Genomic DNA, 21,136 nt, shown 5'->3' with positions numbered 1-21,136 from the left:
AGGTGATGCTGTCGAGAAGGCCGCGCCGCGGGCCTGATTGTCACAGCGCGGTAGAATGATTATACCGGTCCGGCGAAGGCTACCTCTGGGATCGAGGAATCACCGATCAGTTCGTAGAACGGTGTCTCTATACTATCCCGGCAGTTTCCTTCAAATCGCTTCCAAGTCTACCGTTTCTAAGTCTACCGCTTCCATGTCGCTTATCCCACGGGGCCGACCATCCATGACCGCACGCATTTTTAAGCCCGCCAAAAACGCGATGCAATCGGGACGTGCCAAGACCAAGGAGTGGCAACTGGATTACGAGCCGGAGCAGCCGCGCACCGTGGAGCCCCTGATGGGCTGGACCTCGTCGAGCGACATGAAGCAGCAGCTGACGCTGCATTTCGACACCAAGGAGGAGGCGGTGGCCTATTGCGAGCGCAAGGGCATTGCCTACCAGGTGATCGAGCCGAAGGATTCGGCGCACCGCCAGGTCGCCTATGCCGACAATTTTGCGTTCCGCCGCTGGGAGCCCTGGACGCACTAGGATTGGCCCATTGGGGCCGGCGCTGATCAGCCCGCAGCGCTTGGCGCGGCGAGGGCGCCCGGAATTGGCAGCGGCGCATCCTTGGAGACGCCGAGCACCGGAAAGCTTCGAATTTTACGCACATTGGGTAGCCCTGCGAACTGCAGCAGCTGCTGGCGCATGTCGTCGACGCTCGGCGCGACGCATCGGAGCATGAAGTCGGCATCGCCCGAGATCCGCCAGCATTGCAGGAAGCGCGGCACGGCTGCGACATTAGCCTCGAACGCCTCGATCGCGGTCAGGGTCTGGCTGTCGAGCTGGATCAGGACGAAGGTCGTCACCTCATAGCCGAGCAGCCGTTCGTCGAGCGTGGCACGGATTGCCTGCACCACGCCGCGGCTGCGCAGCGCGCGGACCCGGCGCAGGCAGGGCGGGGCTGTTATGCCGACCCGCTCGGCGAGCTCGTTGATCCTGATCCGTCCGTCCCGCTGCAATTCGGCCAGGATCCGCAGGTCGATGTCATCAAGCTGTGGGCGCTCTGTCACAGTCACGAACCCGCAACCGCGGTCCGCAGGCTGTTGCGAACTGCCTGACCGATCGCGGCCTGCGGCGCGACGCCTGACAGCACCAGCTTCTCATGCGCCGCGATGATGGCATCGCGGGTGAGGCGGCCGCCGGGGCGGTACCAGGTGCAGAGCCCCGTCAACAGCGAGATGATGGCGAAGGTCGCGACCTGGATGTCGACCACCTCGAACACGCCCTCGGCCGCGCCGTCGGTGAGGATCTGCGCCAGCCGCGCCTCATAGGCGCCGCGCAGCGCCACCACGGCGTCGTAGTTCTTCGCATCGAGGCTGCGCAGCTCGGAATTGGCGATGAAGACCTCGCGCTTGCGGGTCATGTGATAGGTGACGTGGAAGGCGACGAAAGCACGCAGCTGCGCGACTGGATCGGCCTTGCCTTCGAGCGCAAGATCAAGCTCGCGCAGCAAATCGTTGATATGGTCCTGCACCAGATCGAACAGCAGGTCCTGCTTGGTTGAGATATGGTTGTAGAGGGAGCCCGCCTGGATGCCGACTTCGGCGGCGAGCTGGCGCAGGCTCATGGCCTCGTAGCCGTGCTCGAAGATCAGGCGCACGCCGGCCTTGCGGATCGCCTCCAGCGTGGTGGGGCCGTGTGAGCCGATCGTGCGTGCCATCGGGGCCTCGGAGGAATGTTGGCTTGAGCACAGGAAACAAGCGAACGACCGTATGTTTATTGCATGAAATCCCAACAGATTCAACGAACTGCGGATTTCATTGCCAAACCTTAGCACGATTGCTTGCGAAGCCAAGAAAAAAACGTATGATCGTTTAATTGCAGAATGAATCTCACGGGAGGGATCATGGCCTCGAACCAGGCGGCAATCTTCAATTTCGACCTTGGCGAGACCGCGGATGCGATCCGCGAGACAGTGCATGATTTCTCGACCAACGAGATCGCGCCGCGCGCAGCCGAGATCGACCGCACCAACCAGTTTCCGCGCGACCTCTGGCCCAGGATCGGTGCGCTCGGCCTGCACGGCATCACCGTCGAGGAGGAGTATGGCGGCTCCGGCCTCGGCTATCTCGAGCACTGCATTGCCGTGGAGGAGATCTCGCGCGCATCGGCCTCGGTGGGGCTGTCCTACGGCGCGCATTCCAATCTCTGCGTCAACCAGATCCGCCGCAACGGCAACGAGGCGCAGAAGCGCAAATATCTGCCGAAGCTGATTTCAGGCGAGCATGTCGGCTCGCTTGCGATGTCAGAGCCCGGGGCGGGCTCCGACGTGGTCTCGATGAAGACCCGCGCCGACCGGAAGGGCGATCGCTTCGTCCTCAACGGTAACAAGATGTGGATCACCAATGGCCCGGTCGCCGATACGCTGGTGGTCTATGCCAAGACCGATCCGAATGCCGGTCCGCGCGGCATGACCGCCTTCATCATCGAAAAGGGCATGAAGGGATTCTCCACCGCGCAGAAGCTCGACAAGCTCGGCATGCGCGGCTCCGACACCTGCGAACTGGTGTTCGAGGATTGCGAGGTGCCGGAAGAGAACGTGCTCTCCGAGGTCGGTCGCGGCGTCAACGTGCTGATGTCCGGCCTCGACTATGAGCGCGCCGTGCTGGCGGCGGGTCCGATCGGCATCATGCAGGCCTGCATGGATGTCGTGCTGCCGTACGTCCACGAGCGCAAGCAGTTCGGCGAGCCGATCGGCTCGTTCCAGCTGGTGCAGGGCAAGATCGCCGACATGTACACCACGATGAACGCCTCGCGTGCCTATGTGTATGCGGTGGCAAAGGCTTGCGACCGCGGCGAGACCACACGCGAAGACGCCGCCGGCGCGATCCTTTACGCCGCCGAGAAGGCCACCCAATGCGCGCTGGATGCGATCCAGCTGCTCGGCGGCAACGGCTACATCAACGACTATCCCACCGGCCGGCTGCTGCGTGACGCAAAGCTCTACGAGATCGGCGCCGGCACCAGCGAGATCCGCCGCATGCTGATCGGCCGCGAGCTGTTCGCCAAGACGGCCTGAGTCTCGCACCCGCCGTCGCGCCCTCGGCGCGGCGGTCCGCTTTCCCAAAATCCTGTCGGCTCCTCCAACGAAACGTGCAACACCGATGCCGCTTCATTCGACGATCGATCCCACATCCCAGGAATTCGCCCGCAACGCCGAGGTGATGCGTGGCCTGGTCGCGGAGCTCCGCGAAAAACTCAACCAGGTGGCCGGCGGCGGCGGCGAGACCTCGCGCAAGCGGCATACCTCACGCGGCAAGATGCTGGCGCGCGACCGCGTCGATCTGCTGGTCGATCCCGGCACCGCGTTCCTGGAGCTGTCGCCGCTCGCCGCCAACGGGCTCTACGGCGGTGACGTGCATTCGGCGAGCGTCATCACCGGTGTCGGGCGGATCGCGGGCCGCGAATGCATCATCGTCGCCAACGATGCCACCATCAAGGGCGGCACCTATTACCCACTGACGGTGAAGAAGCATCTGCGCGCCCAGGACATCGCGCGGCAGAACAATCTGCCCTGCGTCTACATGGTGGATTCCGGCGGCGCCTTCCTGCCGCTGCAGGACGAGATCTTTCCCGATGAGCGGCATTTCGGCCGCATCTTCTACAATCAGGCCCAGATGTCGTCGCAGGGCATCCCGCAGATCGCGATCGTGATGGGCTCCTGCACGGCGGGCGGCGCCTATGTGCCGGCGATGTCCGACGAGAGCATCATCGTGCGCAACCAGGGCACCATCTTCCTCGGCGGTCCACCGCTGGTGAAGGCTGCGACCGGTGAAGTCGTCACCGCCGAAGAGCTCGGCGGCGCCGATGTCCACTCCCGGCAGTCTGGCGTCACCGATCACTATGCACAGAACGACGCCCACGCGATCGGCATCGCGCGCCGCATCGTCGGCACGCTGAAGCAGCCGGCCAAGGCACCGCTGAATATGCGTGCCCCGCAGGAGCCGCTGTTTCCGGCCGAGGAGATCTACGGCGTGGTCTCCGCCGACGGCCGCAAGCCGTTCGACGTCCACGACATCATCGCGCGGATCGTCGACGGCTCCGAGTTCGACGAGTTCAAGAAGCTCTACGGCACCACGCTGATCTGCGGCTTCGCCCATATCTGGGGCTATCCGGTCGGCATCATCGCCAACAACGGCATCCTGTTCAGCGAGAGCTCGCTGAAGGGCGCGCATTTCATCGAGCTGTGCTGCCAGCGCGGCATCCCTCTCGTGTTCCTGCAGAACATCACCGGCTTCATGGTCGGCAAGAAGTATGAGGCCGGCGGCATTGCGCGTGACGGCGCCAAGCTGGTGACGGCGGTTGCCACCGCCGGCGTGCCGAAATTCACCGTCGTGATCGGTGGCTCCTACGGTGCCGGCAATTACGGCATGTGCGGCCGCGCCTACAGCCCGCGCTTCCTCTGGCTGTGGCCGAACGCCCGCATCTCCGTGATGGGCGGCGAGCAGGCCTCGATGGTGCTGAGCCAGGTCAAGCGTGACGGCATCGAGGCCAAGGGTGACAGCTGGTCGGCGGAAGAAGAGGACAAATTCCGCGAGCCGATCCGCGCGCAGTACGAGAAGCAGGGCAATCCCTATTACGCGACCGCGCGGCTCTGGGACGACGGTGTGATCGATCCCGCCGACACGCGACTTGTGCTCGGGCTCGGCCTGTCGGCCGCCGCCAATGCGCCGATCGAGCCGACGAAGTTCGGCCTGTTCAGGATGTGACCCAGGATCTCATTATGGACCGCTCAAAACTGTACCGGCGTTTCCGCTCGCTTCTGATCGCCAACCGCGGCGAGATCGCCTGCCGCGTCATCCGCTCGGCGCGCGCCCTGGGGTTGCGCACCGTCGCGGTTTATTCCGAGGCCGACCGCGACGCGATGCATGTCGCGCTCGCCGACGAGGCCGTGCTGCTCGGGCCCGCACGGGCGCGCGACAGCTATCTCAACATCGAGCGCGTCATCGCGGCAGCCAAGGAAACCGGCGCCGAAGCTGTGCATCCCGGCTACGGATTCCTGTCTGAGAATGCCGAATTTGCGCAGGCCTGCCTTGACGCCGGTTTGGTGTTCGTCGGCCCGACCGCCGAGATGATGACGGCGATGGGCTCGAAGTCCGGCTCGAAGGCGTTGATGGAGAAGGCCGGCGTGCCGCTGGTGCCCGGCTATCATGGCGAGGCTCAGGACGAAGCGATCCTGGCGGAGGCCGCCAACCGGATCGGATTCCCGGTGCTGGTCAAGGCGTCGGCCGGCGGCGGTGGTCGCGGCATGCGCGTGGTCAATTCGGCGGCCGAATTATCGGCTGCGATCACCAGCGCCAAGCGCGAGGCCAAGGCGGCGTTCGGCGACGACCGCATGCTGATCGAGAAATACGTGCAGAACCCCCGCCATATCGAGGTGCAGATCATCGGTGACAGCCATGGTCATCTGCTCTCGCTGTGGGAGCGCGAATGCACGCTGCAACGCCGGCACCAGAAGGTGATCGAGGAGGCCCCGTCGCCAACCCTGAACTCAGCGCAGCGCGACGCCGTCTGCGAGGCGGCGCGCAAGGCGGCCGGCGCGGTCAACTATGTCGGCGCCGGCACCATCGAGTTCGTCTCCGACGGCAAGGACGTGTTCTTCATCGAGATGAACACCCGTCTGCAGGTCGAGCATCCCGTCACCGAGTTGATTACCGGCGTCGATCTGGTCGAATGGCAGCTGCGCGTTGCCTTCGGCGAGGCGCTGCCGCTGAAGCAAAACGAGATCAAGCTGAACGGGCACGCCATCGAGGCGCGCGTCTACGCCGAGAATCCGCAGAAGAACTTCATGCCCTCGGTCGGCCGCATCAAGACCTGGCGGACGCCGCCGGAGGGCGACGGCCTGCGCATCGATGCCGGCTATCGGAGCGGCGATAACGTCTCGCCGTACTACGACGCGATGCTCGCCAAGGTGATCGCCTGGGCGCCGACCCGCGAAGGCGCGATCGAGAAGCTCAATCACGGACTTGAGCAGACCGATGTCCGCGGCATCGTCACCAACATCCCGTTCCTGTCGGCGCTGGTGACGCATCCGGCGACCCGGGCCAATGCGATCGATACCGGCTTCATCGAGCGCGAGCTGAAGAACCTCACCGCCAGCACGGGTGCCGCCGGCGAGTTCGAGCTCTGCGCCGCGGTCGCCGCGATCGTCAACGACGAGCAGAAGGCGGCGCGCGGTGAGGCGAACTCGCCATGGCAGGCGTTCGGCTGGATGCCGGTGGGCCGCCGCCAGCGGGTGTTCTCGTTCCGGCAGGGCCATGAGCCGGCGCAGACCATCACGCTGCACTATGGCAACGGACCGTCGACGCTCTCGGTCGGCGGGCGCGAGCTTGGCTTTGCGATCTCGTCATCCGCCGAGGATGGCTTCGACCTCACGCTCAACGGCCTCAAGTCGCGCGTCGCCTCGGTCATCGACGGCCACGAGCTCTATCTGCGCACCCGCAACGGCCGCTTCGACCTGCACTGGGTCGATCCGTTCGGCGGCGAGAGCGAGGAGCAGGTCGGCGAGGACAAGATCGTCGCACCTCTGCCGGGCACCGTGGTCGCGCTGTTGGCCGAGGAGGGCGCAACCCTCGAGAAGGGCGCGCCGATCCTGACGCTGGAAGTGATGAAGATGGAGCAGACCCTGCGCGCGCCCTATGCCGGCGTGTTGAAGAAGCTCAAATGCAAGGTCGGCGACATCGTCGGTGAGGGCGTCGAGCTCGCCGAGGTCGAACCTGCGGCCGCGTCATGAGCGATCAGATCCACATCGTCGAGATGGGGCCGCGGGACGGCCTGCAGAACGAGAAGACGCCGGTCAGCGTCGAGGCGCGGATCGCCTTTGTCGAGGCGCTGGTGGCGGCGGGGCTCAACACCGTCGAGGTCGGCGCCTTCGTGTCCCCGAAGGCGATCCCGCAGATGGCAAGCTCCGATGCGGTGCTGCGCGGCGTCAGCCACGTCAAGGGCGCCGAATTCCACGTGCTCGTGCCGAACGAGAAGGGCTATGACGCCGCGCGCGCGGCCGGCGCCAAGGTCGTTTCGGTATTCGCGGCGGCCTCCGAAGGCTTCTCGCGCGCCAACATCAATTGCTCGGTCGCGGAATCGATCGAGCGCTTCAAGCCGGTGCTGGCGCGTGCCAAGGCGGATGGCGTCAAGGTGCGCGGCTATGTGTCCTGCGTGCTCGGCTGTCCGTTCGACGGCGAGATCAAGCCGAAAGCGGTCGCCGACCTCGCGGTGAGGTTGTGGGATCTCGGCTGCTACGAAATCTCGCTCGGTGACACGATCGGCGTCGGCACGCCGCTCAAGGCCAGGGAGATGCTGCGCGCCGTCGGCGCTGAGCTCCCGGTGGCCAACCTCGCGATGCACTTCCACGACACCTATGGCCAGGCGCTCGCCAATCTCTACGCCGGGATGGAAGAGGGCGTCCGGGTCATCGATGCCGCCGCCGGCGGTCTCGGCGGCTGCCCCTATGCGCCCGGCGCCACCGGCAACGTCGCGACCGAGGATGTCGTCTACATGCTGGAAGGCATGGGCGTGAAAACCGGCATCGACATGGACAGGCTGCTGGCCACGACGAATGAGGTCGCCGGTTTGCTCGGCCGCCCGCCGGTGAGCCGCGTTGCATCGGCGCTGAACGCGAAGCGGAAGCGGCTCGGCGGATCGTAAATCGTAGGATGGATGGAGCGATGTATTCGCCGTAGTGACCCCGCTCGCAGGTATGCGCTGGGAGGCGCAGATTCAAGGCGCAGAAGTCGCGCCCCTGGCTTGCGCAGTCTGGGCTCCCGAAGCTCGCTTCTTAACCCATATGCATGTTGTGCGGCAGCGCCTCGCGCTGTCGCCGCCCTCTTTGAGGGCGTTTCCTCCCTAGACTTGGGCCGCTTGTTGTTTCGAGCGGCCCTTTTTCTTACGCTGCCGTACCGTCGATCGTCGCGATCACGCTCTTCATATCGATCGCAAGCTCGCGATAGTGCCCGCCCAGCCGTTGGTATAGTTCGCGGTTGTTCCCATCCAGCGTCCTGCTAGCGATCAGCTCGCATTCGTTGGCGAGGATCTCAAATCGTTCCAGCTTTGCTTGAAGGGCAGACATGGCGGGCGCGTCCCTGACTGTTACTGAGGGAGTTGCGACGCTACTCCTCCGACGGCGTCTAGTACAAAATAATTATACGATAGAACTAAATTCTTCGCGACAGCGATATTGACCGATCGGTGGTGGGTCCAACGGCGGTCATAGGACAGCAGGACGGACATCGTTTTGCGGTGCACGCGGTCTTGGTTCCCGATCAATCCCCCCGAAACCGTTCATGGCTTGGTGACTCAAACGTGCTGATGTGAGCGGGCTCGCAAGTGCTCCAGGTGGTCCCGCCATGTCCGGACAGGTGTCAGCTTCCCGCGGCCGAACGTTTTTGGCCGGAAAAATCGTGTTCAATTTCGGTCGGTCGGCCTTTGACTGCACGGTCCGGCAGCTCACCGATACCGGCGCGACCGTGGAACTCGAAAGCGTCGTCGGCATTCCCGACCAGGTCCAATTGTTGATCGTCGCCACCCACCAAGTGAAGCCGTGCAAGCGGCTGTGGCAGTCGGACCGCCAGCTCGGCCTGGCTTTTGAGGAGCCGCATGCGAACGTTGCTGCCCCCGCAGCTGTAGCTCCCGCAGCCACCGCGCCTGCACCGGCCGCCATTCCGGAGCGGCGTAGCGGCGATATCCTGCGCGGGCACATGCTGGCGTTGCGCGCCGCGGTCGACCAGATCCCGGTCGGCATTCTGCTGCTGGATTCCGAGCTGAAAGCCCTGTTCATCAATCGCGCGTTCCGGAACATGTGGGTGCTTCCGGACGCGGTGGCCGACCGCAACCCCAGCTTCACCGATCTGATGCAGCACGGCTGCAAGACCATGGCCTATGAGCTGCCGGCTGAGCAGCTTCAGGCCTACCTTGCCGAGCGGGTCCGCCTCGTCAGCATCGGGGACCCGAGCCCGATCGATCTCAGGCGCAGCAATGGCGATGTGGTGCGGTGCCAGTGCACGCCGCTGCCCGATGGCGGCCGTATGGTGAGCTACACGCCGGTGACCGACATCGTGCGCGCGTCGGACAAGCTGAAGGTGCTGACCGGCGCGCTCGAGAATGTGGAGGACGGCGTCGTCCTGCTCGATCGCGATCTCAACGCGATCTTCCTCAACCGGCGAATGCGCGATTTCTGGGAGGTCAGCGAGGAGGAGGTCGCGCGGCATCCGGCCTATGTCACCTTGCTCACGCGCAGTCGCCGGGCGGTCCCGGCGGGCGCGACGGCGGACCAGGTCAAGGCGTTTCCGGCGAAGCGGATCGCCGAGATCAAGGCGGGCGATCACAAGCGCGACGTCCAGACGCCGGACGGCCGCAACATCAGGATCCATTGCTCGACGATGGCAAACGGCGGCCGCATGCTGACCTTTGTCGACATCACCGATCTGGTCAGGAACGCGCGACAGCTCGAGGTGCTTGCGATCACCGATCCGCTTACCGGACTGTTCAACCGCAGGCACTTCCTGACCACGCTGGATGCGGAGTGGAGCCGGTTCCAGCGCTACTATCGTTCGGTCTCGGTCCTGATGGTCGACATCGATCACTTCAAGAGCATCAACGACCGGTTCGGTCACGCGGTCGGCGATGAGGCCATCAAGGCCGTCGCCGAGATTTGCGTTCGCGGCAAGCGCAAGTCGGACATGGTGGGCCGTGTCGGCGGCGAGGAGTTCGCGGTCCTGCTGCCGGAAACGACCTTGTCACGGGCCCGAATTGTCGCCGAGCGCATTCGCAAGCGGGCGGAAGGGCTGACGCTGAGCGCGGACGATCGTCCGGTGCAACTAACGGTGAGCATCGGCATTGCCGAGGCCATCACAAGCATGCCCGGGGTCGATGCGCTGATGAAGGCCGCCGATGCCGCGCTCTACCAGGCAAAGGAACGCGGCCGCAATCGCATCGAGTGCTGGGGGCCTCCGGCGCCACCGAAGCTGGCGGCGGAGTAAGGTTGCCCCGACTACCTCGTCATTTCCCGATGCGCGATTGCGGATCTGAGGGCGACGCGAAGCGTCGAGCCCGGAATGACGACGGGTGGAAGGTGCGGGTCCGATGCCACTGTGGTCCTACCCCCGAGCTTTCTACCCATTGCACGGTGCGATCTGCGCCCGGCTTCGGCGGGCCCTCTTCAAGGAGAGGGCGACCACCAAGCAACAACTCGGGCGAGCTCTGCTGCGAAACAACAACCTTATGGCTACTTTGGTCAGGCGCCTGTCAGGTTCCCATAAGGACTGGTAATACATGGTTGCCCGGCGGCCACGATTGTTGCGCTACCGCAACACGACTTGAACATTTAACCCTAAAAGCAGCCGGTCCGTAGTCACGCCGCTTTTTGGCCACACCCTGACATGAAAGGATATTCACCTAGCTGAATAGCCAGTGCTCCGACGACGGGACATTTTTACGGGTTCCGGAGTTGATGGAGGAAGAGCGCAGGAAAAAGCGTCGGAACAGGGTCGCGATGGACGGCAAGACGAACATCAAGGGCAGGCTGCCGAGCCGTCACGTGACGGAAGGCCCCGAGCGCGCACCGCATCGTTCCTATCTCTACGCGATGGGGCTGACGACAGCCCAGATTCATCAACCCTTTGTCGGCGTTGCTTCATGTTGGAATGAAGCCGCTCCCTGCAACATCTCGCTGATGCGCCAGGCGCAGGCGGTGAAGAAGGGTGTGGCCTCGGCCGGCGGCACGCCGCGCGAGTTCTGCACCATCACCGTGACCGACGGTATCGCCATGGGCCACGACGGCATGCGCTCGTCGCTGCCGTCGCGCGAATGCATCGCCGATTCGGTCGAGCTGACCGTCCGCGGCCATTCCTATGACGCGCTGGTCGGGCTCGCCGGCTGCGACAAGTCGTTGCCGGGCATGATGATGGCGATGGTCCGGCTCAACGTGCCCTCGATCTTCATCTATGGCGGCTCGATCCTGCCGGGCAATTTCCGCGGCCAGCCGGTCACCGTGCAGGACATGTTCGAGGCGGTCGGCAAGCACTCGGTCGGCGCCATGTCGGACGAAGACCTCGACGAGATCGAGCGGGTGGCGTGCCCGTCGGCCGGCGCCTGCGGCGCCCAGTTCACCGCCAACACGATGGCGACCGTTTCCGAGGCGATCGGCCTCGCGCTACCGTACTCGGCCGGGGCTCCGGCGCCCTACGAGATCCGCGACTCTTTCTGCGCCGCCGCCGGCGAGAAGGTGATGGAGCTGATCGAGAAAAACATCCGTCCCCGCGACATCGTCACCCGGGAAGCCCTTGAAAATGCTGCGGCTGTCGTTGCAGCCTCAGGTGGTTCGACCAATGCTGCGCTGCACCTGCCGGCGATCGCCCATGAGTGCGGCATTAAATTCAATTTGTTCGACGTTGCCGAAATCTTCAAAAAGACTCCTTACGTCGCGGATTTGAAGCCGGGCGGCCGTTATGTTGCCAAAGACATGTTTGAAGTAGGTGGCATTCCGCTGCTGATGAAGACGCTGCTCGACCATGGCCACCTGCACGGGAATTGCCTCACCGTCACTGGCCGAACGATCGCCGAAAACCTCAAAAGCGTGAAATGGAATCCGCACCAGGATGTGGTGCGGCCCGCCGACAATCCGATCACCGTGACAGGTGGCGTTGTCGGGCTGAAGGGTAATCTCGCTCCGGAGGGTGCGATCGTGAAGGTCGCGGGAATGTCCAACCTGAAGTTCACCGGTCCGGCCCGGTGCTTCGACCGCGAGGAAGACGCCTTCGAGGCGGTGCAGAAGCGCTCCTACAAGGAAGGCGAAGTGATTGTGATCCGCTACGAGGGGCCGAAGGGCGGTCCCGGGATGCGGGAGATGCTGGCGACCACGGCGGCGCTGACCGGGCAGGGGATGGGCGGCAAGATTGCCCTGATCACCGATGGCCGGTTCTCCGGCGCCACCCGTGGCTTCTGCATCGGACATATTGGACCTGAAGCGGCCGTCGGCGGGCCGATCGGGTTATTGCAGGACGGCGACATCATCGAGATCGATGCGGTCGTCGGCACTCTTAACGTAAAATTGAGCGACGCCGAGCTCGCAAATCGTAAGACCAAATGGGCCCCTCGGGCGACTAACCACACATCTGGTGCGCTGTGGAAGTACGCCGAACAAGTGGGGCCGGCGGTGGATGGCGCAGTCACCCATCCGGGTGGCGCGTACGAGAAACAGTGTTATGCGGACGTTTAAGCGTACGATATTTGCGTTTGCGTTAGGGGCCATCCCGGTGGCGGGCCCCGGATTCGGATTCGACGGCGCTCCGGTCAGCCCCCAGGATACCGTTCTTCCGGTGGTGTCGCCGCAGCCCGGTGCGGCCGCCGCGCTGAAGCGCGCCGCCACGCCGGTTGCTCCGACGGCGACCTCGCCGACCTCCTCCTTCAGCACGCTGCAATACCAGGCCGAGGGCGGCCATCCCGTGGCGCAGTGGAAGCTCGGCAAGATGTACGCCGAGGGTGACGGCGTCACCCAGGACGACATGCGCGCCTTTGAGTATTTCAGCCGGATCGCCAATGCGCATGCCGAGGATTCGCCGTCGGCGCCGCAGGCCTCGATCGTGGCCAACGCCTTCGTCGCGCTCGGCCGCTACTATCTGAGCGGCATTCCCAATTCCAAGGTGAAGGCGGATACCGAGCGGGCGCGGGAGATGTTCTCTTATGCCGCGTCCTATTTCGGCAATGCCGACGCCCAGTACGATCTGGCCCGGCTGTATCTGAAGACCCCGGACGCCTCGCGGGATGATTTCCGCTATGGCGCGCGCTGGCTCGGTCTGGCCGCCCAGAAGGGTCAGCATCAGGCGCAGGCGCTGCTTGGCCAGATGCTGTTCAACGGCGACCGGCTCCCGCCGCAGCGGGCACGTGGCCTGATGTGGCTGACGCTGGCGCGTGACAGCGCCACGCCGGACGAGGCCTGGATCAAGGAAAGCTATAACCGGGCGATCGCCAAGGCCTCCGAGGACGACCGCGCGATGGCACTGCAGATGCTCGAGCACTGGGTGCAGGGCCGCCGCGATTAAAGGCCGCCGGGACTAATTCCCTGACGGCCCTGATGCCGTCAGTCTTGCTCGTAGCCATAGACCTCCGGCAGGATGAAGATCGCGGCGAGCAGCCCGATCAACGGGAAGATCGCGACCAGCAGCGTCGCGTTGGCCTGTCCGATCGCCTCGAACAGCGACGGGAACAGGAAGATTGCCAGGAACGACGGCAGCTTCACGAACATGTAGGCGAAGCCAGACGCGGTGCCGCGATATTGCGGCTTGGCGACCATGGTCGGGATCGTCATGCAGTTCGAGGCGTCCCAATAATGACCCCACAGCATCGCGGCGGCGGCGAACGGCAGGATGTATTTGTGGCCGGTGTAGAGCGCGGCGGCGGCGACCAGCAGCGAGGCGAGCACAATCGCGAAGCCCGCGATCGCGATACCACGGTGACCGATCTTCGGCGTGAGCAGCGGTCCGACCCAGCCTGACACCGCGGCGAACGTGAATAGCGCCATGGTGACGAGGTTGTTGCCGAGGATCGAGGAAACTCCGACCATCGCGAACAGCACCGGCAGATAGAACGCGAAGGTGGAGAATTCGCTGCCCTGTGCGAAGCAGGCGATCCAGCCGTACAGCGTCGCGCGCCAGCGGATCGGATCCTTGCGCAAGTCGGCAATGAACGCGGACGTACGCGGCCTCGGCATGACCACGTCCTGGTCGGGCAGCATCGCCAGATCGTCGTTGTACATGTGCCGCGCGACCTGCTTGGCCTCGCGGAAGCGGCCACGCTGCACCAGCCACACCGCGGTTTCCGGCACGTCGTGGCGCATGACCAGGATGATCAGCGCGGGAACTGCCCCGAGGCCGAGCGTGACGCGCCACAGCGTTTCGTGGTGCATCTCGGTCAGCAGGAACAGGATGATGACGCCGATCGTCAGCACCTCGCCAACCGCGAACATGAACTGCCAGCGGTTGCCCATGACCTCGCGCTCGCCCTTGGCCATGGATTCCATGATGTAGGTGTAGCCGGTCGAGATGTCGCTGCCGAGCGGAATGCCGAGCAGGAAGCGGATCACGATCAGCCAGGTCACGTTGGGCACCACGGCCTGCGCCAGCGCCAGCACGATGAACATGATCATTGTCGAGATGAACATCACGCGGCGGCCGATCTTGTCCGACAGCCAGCCGCCGATGAGGGCTCCGATCAGTGCGCCGCCCTGCGTGCCGGCCGCGGCGAGCCCCAGCATCAGAGGATCGGGATTGTACTGCTCTTTGATGAAGATCAGCACGAAGGCGATCGAATAGAGATCCCAGGCCTCGACCAGGATCGAGGCCATCATCAGCCAGCCGACCTTGTTGCCCTTCGGGCTATAGTTGGTGACGAGGTGGCGGACCGCGCTGTCGATCGCGCCCTGCTGCGGAAGTGCCATCGTGGTCATTGCTTTGCTCCCGTTGTCCGTTGAAATGTTATGCGCCGAGCAGGGGCTCGATGCTGCAATCGAGCAGCCGCGGATCGATGCCGGCTTCCATGCCCTCGAACATCGTGTCCATGTAATCGATCAGCGCGTCGCTCGCCGCCATCGCACGGTCGACGCGGCGGTTGGCCACCGCGTTGAGGATGGCGAGATGGCTGTCGATGGTGCCAGACAGGTCGGCCTGTCCGGGCATGTAGCTGTGATGGATGAAGCCGATGCGGCGATAGAGTGTGTGCAACGGCCGCAGTGTGTGGGCGAGAAAGGGCTCGCCTGCGGCGGCAAGGATGAGGCTGTCGACGCGGCGGTCGAGGTTGTTGAACTCGTCGAGCCTCAGCGTCGCGCGCTTGTCCTTCATCACACGCTCGATGTGCAGGGCCTGATTGCGATGCGAGAGGCTGGCGCGCTCTGCGGCGAGGCGGATGACGAAGCGTTCGAGATCGCGTCGCAGCGCCAGCAGCAGACGCTCGCGCGCCAGGTCGATCGGCGCGATCTGCAGGCCATGGCGCGGACGAATGATGATCAGCGTGTCGGCGGCCAGCGTGCTGACGGCGTTGTGCACCGGCGTGCGGCCGAAGCCCGTGAGGGTCTGCAGGTCCTGCACGGTGAGGAACTGGCCCGGCCGGAGTTCGCAATTGACCAGCAGATCCTCGATCCGCTGATAGGCAAGCTCAAAAAAGTTGATGCGGTTGCGTCGGCCGGGCGCCGCGTCCCCGTCGCCGGGACGCACGATTTCAAGCGCGCGCTTGCGCCGTACCATTCGCTTCCTCCCGCCGGCCCGCGTCCATCGCGTGAGCCCGATTGATCGTCATCGCTTAAAACATGTTGTGAAATATTACAAGCGGCCGTATCAATGACCCCGCCGGCCTCCACAACGGGGCCGTGTTCGCAATCAAGAACAAGCGCCCGTGCGCATGCGGGTTCCGGGAGAACATCGCGATGAAGATCACCTCGATCGAGACGCTGCGCACGGACGAATTCGCCAATGTCATCTGGGTCCGCATCCACACGGATACCGGGCTGATCGGGCTGGGCGAGACCTTCTACGGCGCCGGTGCGATCGAGGCGCAGATCCACGACACCTTTGCCGGGCGGCTGCTCGGGCGCAACCCGCTGCATATCGAGGCGATCCACCGCGACATGCTCAATCTGCCGATGGCGCAGTCCTCGACCGGCGTCGAGTATCGCGCTGCCTCCGCGATCGACATTGCGCTCTGGGATCTGTTCGGCAAGGTTTGCGGCCAGCCGGTGCACCAGATGCTTGGCGGTCTCTGCCGCGACAAGCAGCGCATCTACAACACCTGCGCCGGGACGAGCTACGTCCGCTCGACCAATATCAGCCCGGTCTCGAACTGGAATCTCGGCCGAGCGCAGGGGCCGTATGAAGACCTCGACGGATTCATGAACCGGGCCGACGCGCTCGCCGAGAGCCTGCTGGAGAGCGGCATATCGGCGATGAAGATCTGGCCGTTCGATCCGGCGGCGCAGGAGAACAAGGGCCTCTATATCACCGCGGCGCAGATGAAGCAGGCGATCGAGCCGTTCGAGAAGATCCGCAAGGCCGTCGGCGACCGGATGGAAATCATGGTCGAGCTCCACTCGCTGTGGAACCTGCCGACCGCAAAGCAGATCGCGCGTGCGCTCGAGCCCTACAAGCCGACCTGGTACGAGGACCCGATCCGCATGAATTCGCCGCAGGCGCTTGCTGAATATGCGCGCTCGACCGACGTCTGGGTCTGCGCCAGCGAGACGCTCGGCTCGCGCTTTCCCTACAAGGACATGCTCGACCGTGACGCCATGCATGTGGTGATGGCCGATCTGTGCTGGACCGGCGGTCTTACCGAAGGCCGCAAGATCGCGGCGATGGCCGAGACCTATCACCGGCCGTTCGCGCCGCATGACTGCATCGGACCGGTCGGCTTCATCGCCGCGATCCACATGTCGTTCAGCCAGCCGAACACGCTGATCCAGGAGTCGGTGCGCGCGTTCTACAAGGGCTGGTACAACGAGCTTGTCACCACCATGCCCGTGATCAAGGATGGCTATGTCTATCCGATGGAAGGGCCGGGGCTCGGCGTCGATCTGCTTCCCGCTGTCTTCGACCGGTCCGACCTGACCGTTCGCCGCTCCAACGTTTGAGGACCTCATATGAGCACCGCCTTGTTCGATCTCTCTGGCCGCACGGCGCTCGTGACCGGCTCCTCCCGCGGCCTCGGGCGCGCCATCGCCGAAGGCATGGCGAAGGCCGGCGCGCGGTTGATCATCAACGGCGTCGATCCGGCCCGCGTGGAGAGCGCAGTCGCCGAGTTTCGCGCGGCAGGCCATAAGGCTGACGGCGCAGCGTTCGATGTGACCGACGAGGCCGCGATCGTCGCGACTTTCGAGCGCTTCGACCGCGAGGGCATCGCGGTCGATATTCTTGTCAACAATGCCGGCATTCAGCGTCGCAAGCCGTTGGTGGAATTCACCACCGAGGAATGGCGCAAGGTGATCGAGACCAACCTCACGAGTGCCTTCGTCATTGGGCGCGAGGCTGCCAAGCGGATGATCGCCCGCAAGCACGGCAAGATCATCAATATCGGCTCGCTCGGCAGCGAACTGGCGCGTCCGACCATCGCGCCCTATACGGCGGCGAAGGGCGGCATCCGTAACCTGACGCGCTCGATGGCCGTGGAATGGGCCCAGAGCGGCATCCAGGCCAACGCCATCGGACCGGGCTACATGCTGACCGACATGAACGAGGCGCTGATGGCGAACCCCGAGTTCAACAACTGGCTGATGTCCCGCATCCCGTCGAAGCGCTGGGGGAAGCCGGACGAGCTCGTCGGCACTGCGATCTTCCTGGCCTCGGAGGCATCCAACTACGTCAACGGCCAAATCATCTATGTCGACGGCGGCATGCTGGCGGCGATGTAGTCGCATCGATCCAATCGGCCACCAATAAAGGGACTGAACACATGCGCGCCGTCGTCATCCACGCTCCCCACGATTTGCGGATCGACAGCTTCGAGAATCCCGCGCCGGCGCCGAACCAGGTGCGGGTCAAGATCGCGGCCGGTGGCATCTGCGGCTCGGACCTGCATTACTATCATCACGGTGGCTTCGGCACGGTGCGGATCCAGCAGCCGATGGCGCTGGGGCACGAGATTTCCGGGACGATTGCCGACGTCGGCTCAGGCATCTCACAACTGCGTCCGGGAATGCGGGTGGCGGTGAATCCGAGTCTGCCGTGCGGGCAGTGCTCCTATTGCCGCGAGGGCATGCGCAACCAATGCACCGACATGCGCTTCCTCGGCAGCGCGATGCGCTTCCCCCATGTGCAGGGCGGCTTCCGCGAATTCATCACGGTCGATGCCTCGCAGGCGATCCCGATTGCTGAAAGCCTGTCGTTCGCCGAGGCGGCAATGGCCGAACCGTTCGCGGTCTGTCTGCATGCCGGCCGCCAGGCGGGCAGCCTGCTCGGCAAGCGGGTGCTGGTTACGGGCTGTGGGCCGATCGGGGCGCTGATGGTTGTGGTCGCGCGCTATGGTGGCGCGGCCGAGATCGTCGCGACCGATATTGCCGAAGCGCCGCTGGCGGTTGCCCGCAAGCTCGGCGCGACGAAGGCGATCAACAGTGCAACGGATGCCGCCGCGCTCGATCCCTACAAGGCCGGCAAGGGCCAGCTCGATGTGTTGTTCGAGGCATCAGGCAATCAGGCTGCCCTGCGCTCGGCGCTTGATCTGCTGCGACCGGGGGCCGTCATCGTGCAGGTCGGACTCGGCGGCGAGGTGACGCTGCCGATCAACACCATTGTTGCCAAGGAGCTGCAGCTTCGCGGCACGTTCCGCTTCGATCCCGAGTTCGAGCTCGCGCTGCGGCTGATGGGTGAGGGGCTGGTCGACCTGAAGCCACTGCTGTCGGCCTCGGTCCCGTTCGAATCCGCGGTCGATGCCTTCGAACTCGCCAGCGACCGCTCGCGCTCGATGAAGGTGCAGCTGGTCTTCTAAGGTCATCCGGATCAGGTGGTCTCGAAATCGAGATCGGCCCAGACCGGAACGTGGTCGGATGGCTTCTCCCAGGCGCGGACATAGCTGTCGATGCCGACATCGATCAGCCGGTCGCTGGCCTGTGGCGACATCAGCAGGTGGTCGATGCGCAGGCCCCAGTTCTTCTGCCAGGCGCCGGCCTGGTAGTCCCAGAAGGTGTACTGGCCGGGCTCATCATTGACCGCGCGCAGCGCGTCGGTCAGGCCGAGGCCGAGCAGCGACTGGAAGGCCTCGCGGGTCGCCGGGCGGAACAGGGCGTCATCGACCCACGCAGCCGGATTGTAGACGTCGCGAGCCGCCGGAATGACGTTGAAGTCGCCGGCCAGGATCAGCGGCTCCTCGGCCTTAAGCCGCTCCCGCGAGTACTCAAGAAGCCGCGACATCCATTTGAGCTTGTAGGGATATTTGTCGGTATTCGCGGGGTTGCCATTGGGCAAATAAAGGCACGCCACCCGCACCACGCCCTGCTTCAGCGTGACCACGCCTTCGAGGAAGCGGGCATGGGCGTCCTCGTCGTCGCCGGCGAGGCCCGATTTGGTCTCGTCGAACGGCAGCTTCGAGAGCAGCGCGACGCCGTTGAAGGTTTTCTGGCCGTGGGTGACGACATTATAGCCGAGCGCCTCGATCTCGAGCCGGGGAAACGCGTCGTCGACGCATTTGATCTCCTGCAAGCAGACGATGTCGGGGGAACACTCCTTCAGCCAGGCGACCAGAAGTTCGATCCGTTGCCGGACCGAGTTGACGTTCCACGTCGCGATGCGAACTGTCATCGGGCATCCTTCATGTGATGGGGCGCACGACCGGGCGCCCCGCTTGGACCAAGCGTTTCCGCATCTCGATGTGTGGGATACCGACCTGCTCGAATTCCACGCCGACCCGCTCGAAACCGACGCGCGCGTAGAACGGCTCCGCCTGCGTCTGCGCGACGAGGATCAATTCGGGATAGCCGAGTTCGGCGGCCTTGGCCATCAATGCGTCCAGCACGCGGGCGCCGATACCCGTGCCACGCGCCGACTTGAGCACGGCCATGCGGCCGATGTGGCCGTCCGGCAGCAGCCGACCCGTGGCGACGGGCGCGCCGTCCTCGGCGAACGCCAGCGCGTGCCAGCTCAAGGCGTCCATGTCGTCCAATTCCAGTTCCGCCGGGACGCCCTGTTCCTCGACAAAGACGCTGGTGCGGATCACATGGGAGCGCTCGCGGGCTTGTTCCCAAGGGCAGATAAGGACTGAGGCCGACATGAGGTAGCGATTCGGAAAGTTCGACGAGGCGACACCTATGCCCGAATTCCCGGCGACGCGCGCGCCGGGACCGGACCAAAGGCCGACTATTTCACTTGGGTGGCATACCATGGGCGGTCCGCCTGTGCTAACCCTCCAGAAACAAGGCGTAACAATTGCCGACGGGGGAGTGACGACGCGTCCCGGCCTTCAAGGGTGGCCGGCGGCGCACGTGCAAAGCATATGAAAAAACGCAATTTGGTCCTGACTATCGCCGTTCTCGGCATTGCCGCCGGGGCGGCTTACCTGACCCGCGCTTCCTGGATGGGTGGCAACCCCGCCACCGCGCAGGGGACCCCGCGGCCACGTGTGGTGTCGGTGGATCTCGCCAAGGCCGAACGCAAATCGGTGCCGGTCGATGTCGATGCGATCGGACAGGTCACGCCGATCTCCAGCGTGGCGCTGAAATCGCGGCTGGAGACCACCATCGTCTCGGTGCATTTCGAGGACGGCGCCAGGGTCAATGAGGGCGACCTGCTGTTCATGCTCGACGCGCGGCAGATCGACGCCCAGATCGAACAGGCCGAGGGCGTGCTGGCCCGCGATCAGGCCCAGCTCGAGGGCGCGCAGCGCGACCTTCGCCGCTACACGGAACTCGTCGGTAAGGGCGCGACCACCCAGGTCAATCTCGACAACGCGAAAACCCAGTCCGACGTCCTGATCGGCACCATCAAGGCCGACCAGTTCGCGCTGGAAAACCTTCGTGTCCAGAAAAGCTACACCGTGATCCGCGCGCCGTTCGCGGGACGGATCAGCGCCGCCAACGTCAAGGTCGGTAACTTCGTCCGCCCTGCCGACACCCAGGCGCTCGCGGTGATCAACCAGATGGCGCCGGTCTACGTCACCTTCGCGATCCCGCAGCGGGCGCTGGTCGATCTGCGCGACGCGATGGGGAAGGGCGATCCCAAGGTGATCGCGACCATTCCCGGCCATCAGCGTTCCGAGAGCGGCAAGGTCGCGATGGTCGAGAACTCGGTCGATGCGACCACCGGCATGGTCACCGTGCGCGGCATCATGAGCAATGCCAGCGAGACGCTGTGGCCCGGCACCATCGTGCAGACCAAGCTGATCATCCGCAGCGAGGACGCGGTCGTGGTGCCGACGGTCGCCGTCCAGCGCAGCCAGAACGGCAATTTCGTCTTCGTCGTGAAGGACGGCGTCGCCAAGATCCAACCGGTCAAGGTCGATCGCACCTTCCAGGGCTCATCGGTCATTTCTGACGGACTGGCGGGTGACGAAAGCATCGTCGTCGACGGCCAGCTGCTGCTGTCGGAGGGATCGCGGGTCGAGTTGCGGGCGCGCAAGGCCGGAGCCTGA

19 protein-coding genes are annotated in these 21,136 nt (G+C 64.5%); 12 read left to right on the top strand and 7 right to left on the bottom strand.

What is annotated here, in order from left to right:
* Positions 1-223 precede the first annotated feature (223 nt).
* Positions 224-529 carry an ETC complex I subunit gene (locus JQ616_RS10020; RefSeq protein ID WP_212014028.1) on the top strand — a complete coding sequence of 102 codons (306 nt, stop codon included), beginning with the start codon at positions 224-226 and terminating at the stop codon, positions 527-529.
* 26 nt (positions 530-555) lie between these two features.
* On the opposite strand, the gene JQ616_RS10015 is transcribed toward JQ616_RS10020, so the two are convergent.
* The gene (locus JQ616_RS10015; protein ID WP_212014027.1) at positions 556-1,053 is read right to left on the bottom strand and encodes an Lrp/AsnC family transcriptional regulator; all 498 of its coding nucleotides are present in this window, start codon (positions 1,051-1,053) and stop codon (positions 556-558) included.
* A 2-nt stretch (positions 1,054-1,055) separates the two neighbouring features.
* Positions 1,056-1,703, bottom strand: a complete 648-nt coding sequence (locus JQ616_RS10010) for a TetR/AcrR family transcriptional regulator (protein ID WP_212014026.1) — start codon at positions 1,701-1,703, stop codon at positions 1,056-1,058.
* 186 nt (positions 1,704-1,889) lie between these two features.
* On the opposite strand from JQ616_RS10010, the gene JQ616_RS10005 reads away from it, so the two are divergent.
* The 4 genes from JQ616_RS10005 to JQ616_RS09990 all read left to right on the top strand — a co-directional run bounded on the left by JQ616_RS10005 (position 1,890) and on the right by JQ616_RS09990 (position 7,687).
* A complete protein-coding gene (locus JQ616_RS10005; RefSeq protein WP_212014025.1) occupies positions 1,890-3,062 on the top strand; it encodes an isovaleryl-CoA dehydrogenase in 1,173 nt (390 codons plus the stop codon).
* Positions 3,063-3,147: 85 nt separating this feature from the next.
* Positions 3,148-4,752, top strand: a complete 1,605-nt coding sequence (locus JQ616_RS10000) for a carboxyl transferase domain-containing protein (protein WP_212014023.1) — start codon at positions 3,148-3,150, stop codon at positions 4,750-4,752.
* A gap of 14 nt (positions 4,753-4,766) precedes the next feature.
* Positions 4,767-6,776, top strand: a complete 2,010-nt coding sequence (locus tag JQ616_RS09995; protein ID WP_212014022.1) for an acetyl/propionyl/methylcrotonyl-CoA carboxylase subunit alpha — start codon at positions 4,767-4,769, stop codon at positions 6,774-6,776.
* Positions 6,773-7,687, top strand: coding sequence for a hydroxymethylglutaryl-CoA lyase (locus JQ616_RS09990; RefSeq protein WP_212014021.1), 915 nt, complete (start codon positions 6,773-6,775; stop codon positions 7,685-7,687). The genes JQ616_RS09995 and JQ616_RS09990 overlap by 4 nt, the downstream gene beginning before the upstream one ends.
* Positions 7,688-7,925: 238 nt before the next feature.
* Here JQ616_RS09990 and JQ616_RS09985 read toward each other — a convergent pair whose 3' ends face one another.
* Positions 7,926-8,108 carry a hypothetical protein gene (locus JQ616_RS09985; RefSeq protein WP_212014018.1) on the bottom strand — a complete coding sequence of 61 codons (183 nt, stop codon included), beginning with the start codon at positions 8,106-8,108 and terminating at the stop codon, positions 7,926-7,928.
* Positions 8,109-8,439: 331 nt separating this feature from the next.
* On the opposite strand from JQ616_RS09985, the gene JQ616_RS09980 reads away from it, so the two are divergent.
* The 3 genes from JQ616_RS09980 (at position 8,440) to JQ616_RS09970 (ending at position 13,077) form a co-directional block, all read left to right on the top strand.
* Positions 8,440-10,017, top strand: coding sequence for a sensor domain-containing diguanylate cyclase (locus JQ616_RS09980; protein ID WP_349629975.1), 1,578 nt, complete (start codon positions 8,440-8,442; stop codon positions 10,015-10,017).
* Positions 10,018-10,529: 512 nt separating this feature from the next.
* Positions 10,530-12,254 carry a dihydroxy-acid dehydratase gene (gene ilvD / locus JQ616_RS09975; RefSeq protein WP_212014796.1) on the top strand — a complete coding sequence of 575 codons (1,725 nt, stop codon included), beginning with the start codon at positions 10,530-10,532 and terminating at the stop codon, positions 12,252-12,254.
* Complete coding sequence (locus tag JQ616_RS09970) at positions 12,241-13,077, top strand: tetratricopeptide repeat protein (RefSeq protein WP_212014014.1); 837 nt, start codon at positions 12,241-12,243, stop codon at positions 13,075-13,077. Before ilvD ends, JQ616_RS09970 begins: the two co-directional genes overlap by 14 nt.
* 38 nt (positions 13,078-13,115) lie before the next feature.
* On the opposite strand, the gene JQ616_RS09965 is transcribed toward JQ616_RS09970, so the two are convergent.
* Entirely contained in the window at positions 13,116-14,480 is a 1,365-nt protein-coding gene (locus JQ616_RS09965) for an MFS transporter (RefSeq protein WP_212014012.1), read from the bottom strand.
* A gap of 28 nt (positions 14,481-14,508) precedes the next feature.
* Positions 14,509-15,273, bottom strand: a complete 765-nt coding sequence (locus tag JQ616_RS09960; RefSeq protein WP_212014010.1) for a GntR family transcriptional regulator — start codon at positions 15,271-15,273, stop codon at positions 14,509-14,511.
* 179 nt (positions 15,274-15,452) lie between these two features.
* Here JQ616_RS09960 and JQ616_RS09955 point away from each other — a divergent pair, with 179 nt between their 5' ends.
* The 3 genes from JQ616_RS09955 to JQ616_RS09945 are packed head-to-tail and all read left to right on the top strand — an operon-like array spanning position 15,453 to position 18,502.
* The gene (locus JQ616_RS09955; RefSeq protein WP_212014008.1) at positions 15,453-16,652 is read left to right on the top strand and encodes a mandelate racemase/muconate lactonizing enzyme family protein; all 1,200 of its coding nucleotides are present in this window, start codon (positions 15,453-15,455) and stop codon (positions 16,650-16,652) included.
* Positions 16,653-16,661: 9 nt separating this feature from the next.
* On the top strand, positions 16,662-17,429 hold the full coding sequence (locus JQ616_RS09950) for a glucose 1-dehydrogenase (RefSeq protein WP_212014006.1): 768 nt from the start codon (positions 16,662-16,664) through the stop codon (positions 17,427-17,429).
* Positions 17,430-17,470: 41 nt separating this feature from the next.
* Positions 17,471-18,502 (top strand): L-idonate 5-dehydrogenase, encoded by a 1,032-nt coding sequence (locus JQ616_RS09945; RefSeq protein ID WP_212014005.1) that lies wholly within the window; start codon positions 17,471-17,473, stop codon positions 18,500-18,502.
* Between the two features lie 11 nt (positions 18,503-18,513).
* Here the strand turns inward: JQ616_RS09945 and xth are convergent, their stop codons facing one another.
* On the bottom strand, positions 18,514-19,311 hold the full coding sequence (gene xth / locus JQ616_RS09940) for an exodeoxyribonuclease III (protein ID WP_212014004.1): 798 nt from the start codon (positions 19,309-19,311) through the stop codon (positions 18,514-18,516).
* A gap of 10 nt (positions 19,312-19,321) precedes the next feature.
* Positions 19,322-19,726 (bottom strand): GNAT family N-acetyltransferase, encoded by a 405-nt coding sequence (locus JQ616_RS09935; RefSeq protein WP_212014003.1) that lies wholly within the window; start codon positions 19,724-19,726, stop codon positions 19,322-19,324.
* Between the two features lie 276 nt (positions 19,727-20,002).
* On the opposite strand from JQ616_RS09935, the gene JQ616_RS09930 reads away from it, so the two are divergent.
* Complete coding sequence (locus JQ616_RS09930; protein ID WP_212014002.1) at positions 20,003-21,136, top strand: efflux RND transporter periplasmic adaptor subunit; 1,134 nt, start codon at positions 20,003-20,005, stop codon at positions 21,134-21,136.

Source organism: Bradyrhizobium tropiciagri (genome assembly GCF_018130545.1).
Lineage (GTDB): Bacteria > Pseudomonadota > Alphaproteobacteria > Rhizobiales > Xanthobacteraceae > Bradyrhizobium > Bradyrhizobium tropiciagri_A.
Note: the sequence above shows the minus strand (reverse complement) of the source record. Positions and strands in the feature narration are given on the sequence as shown.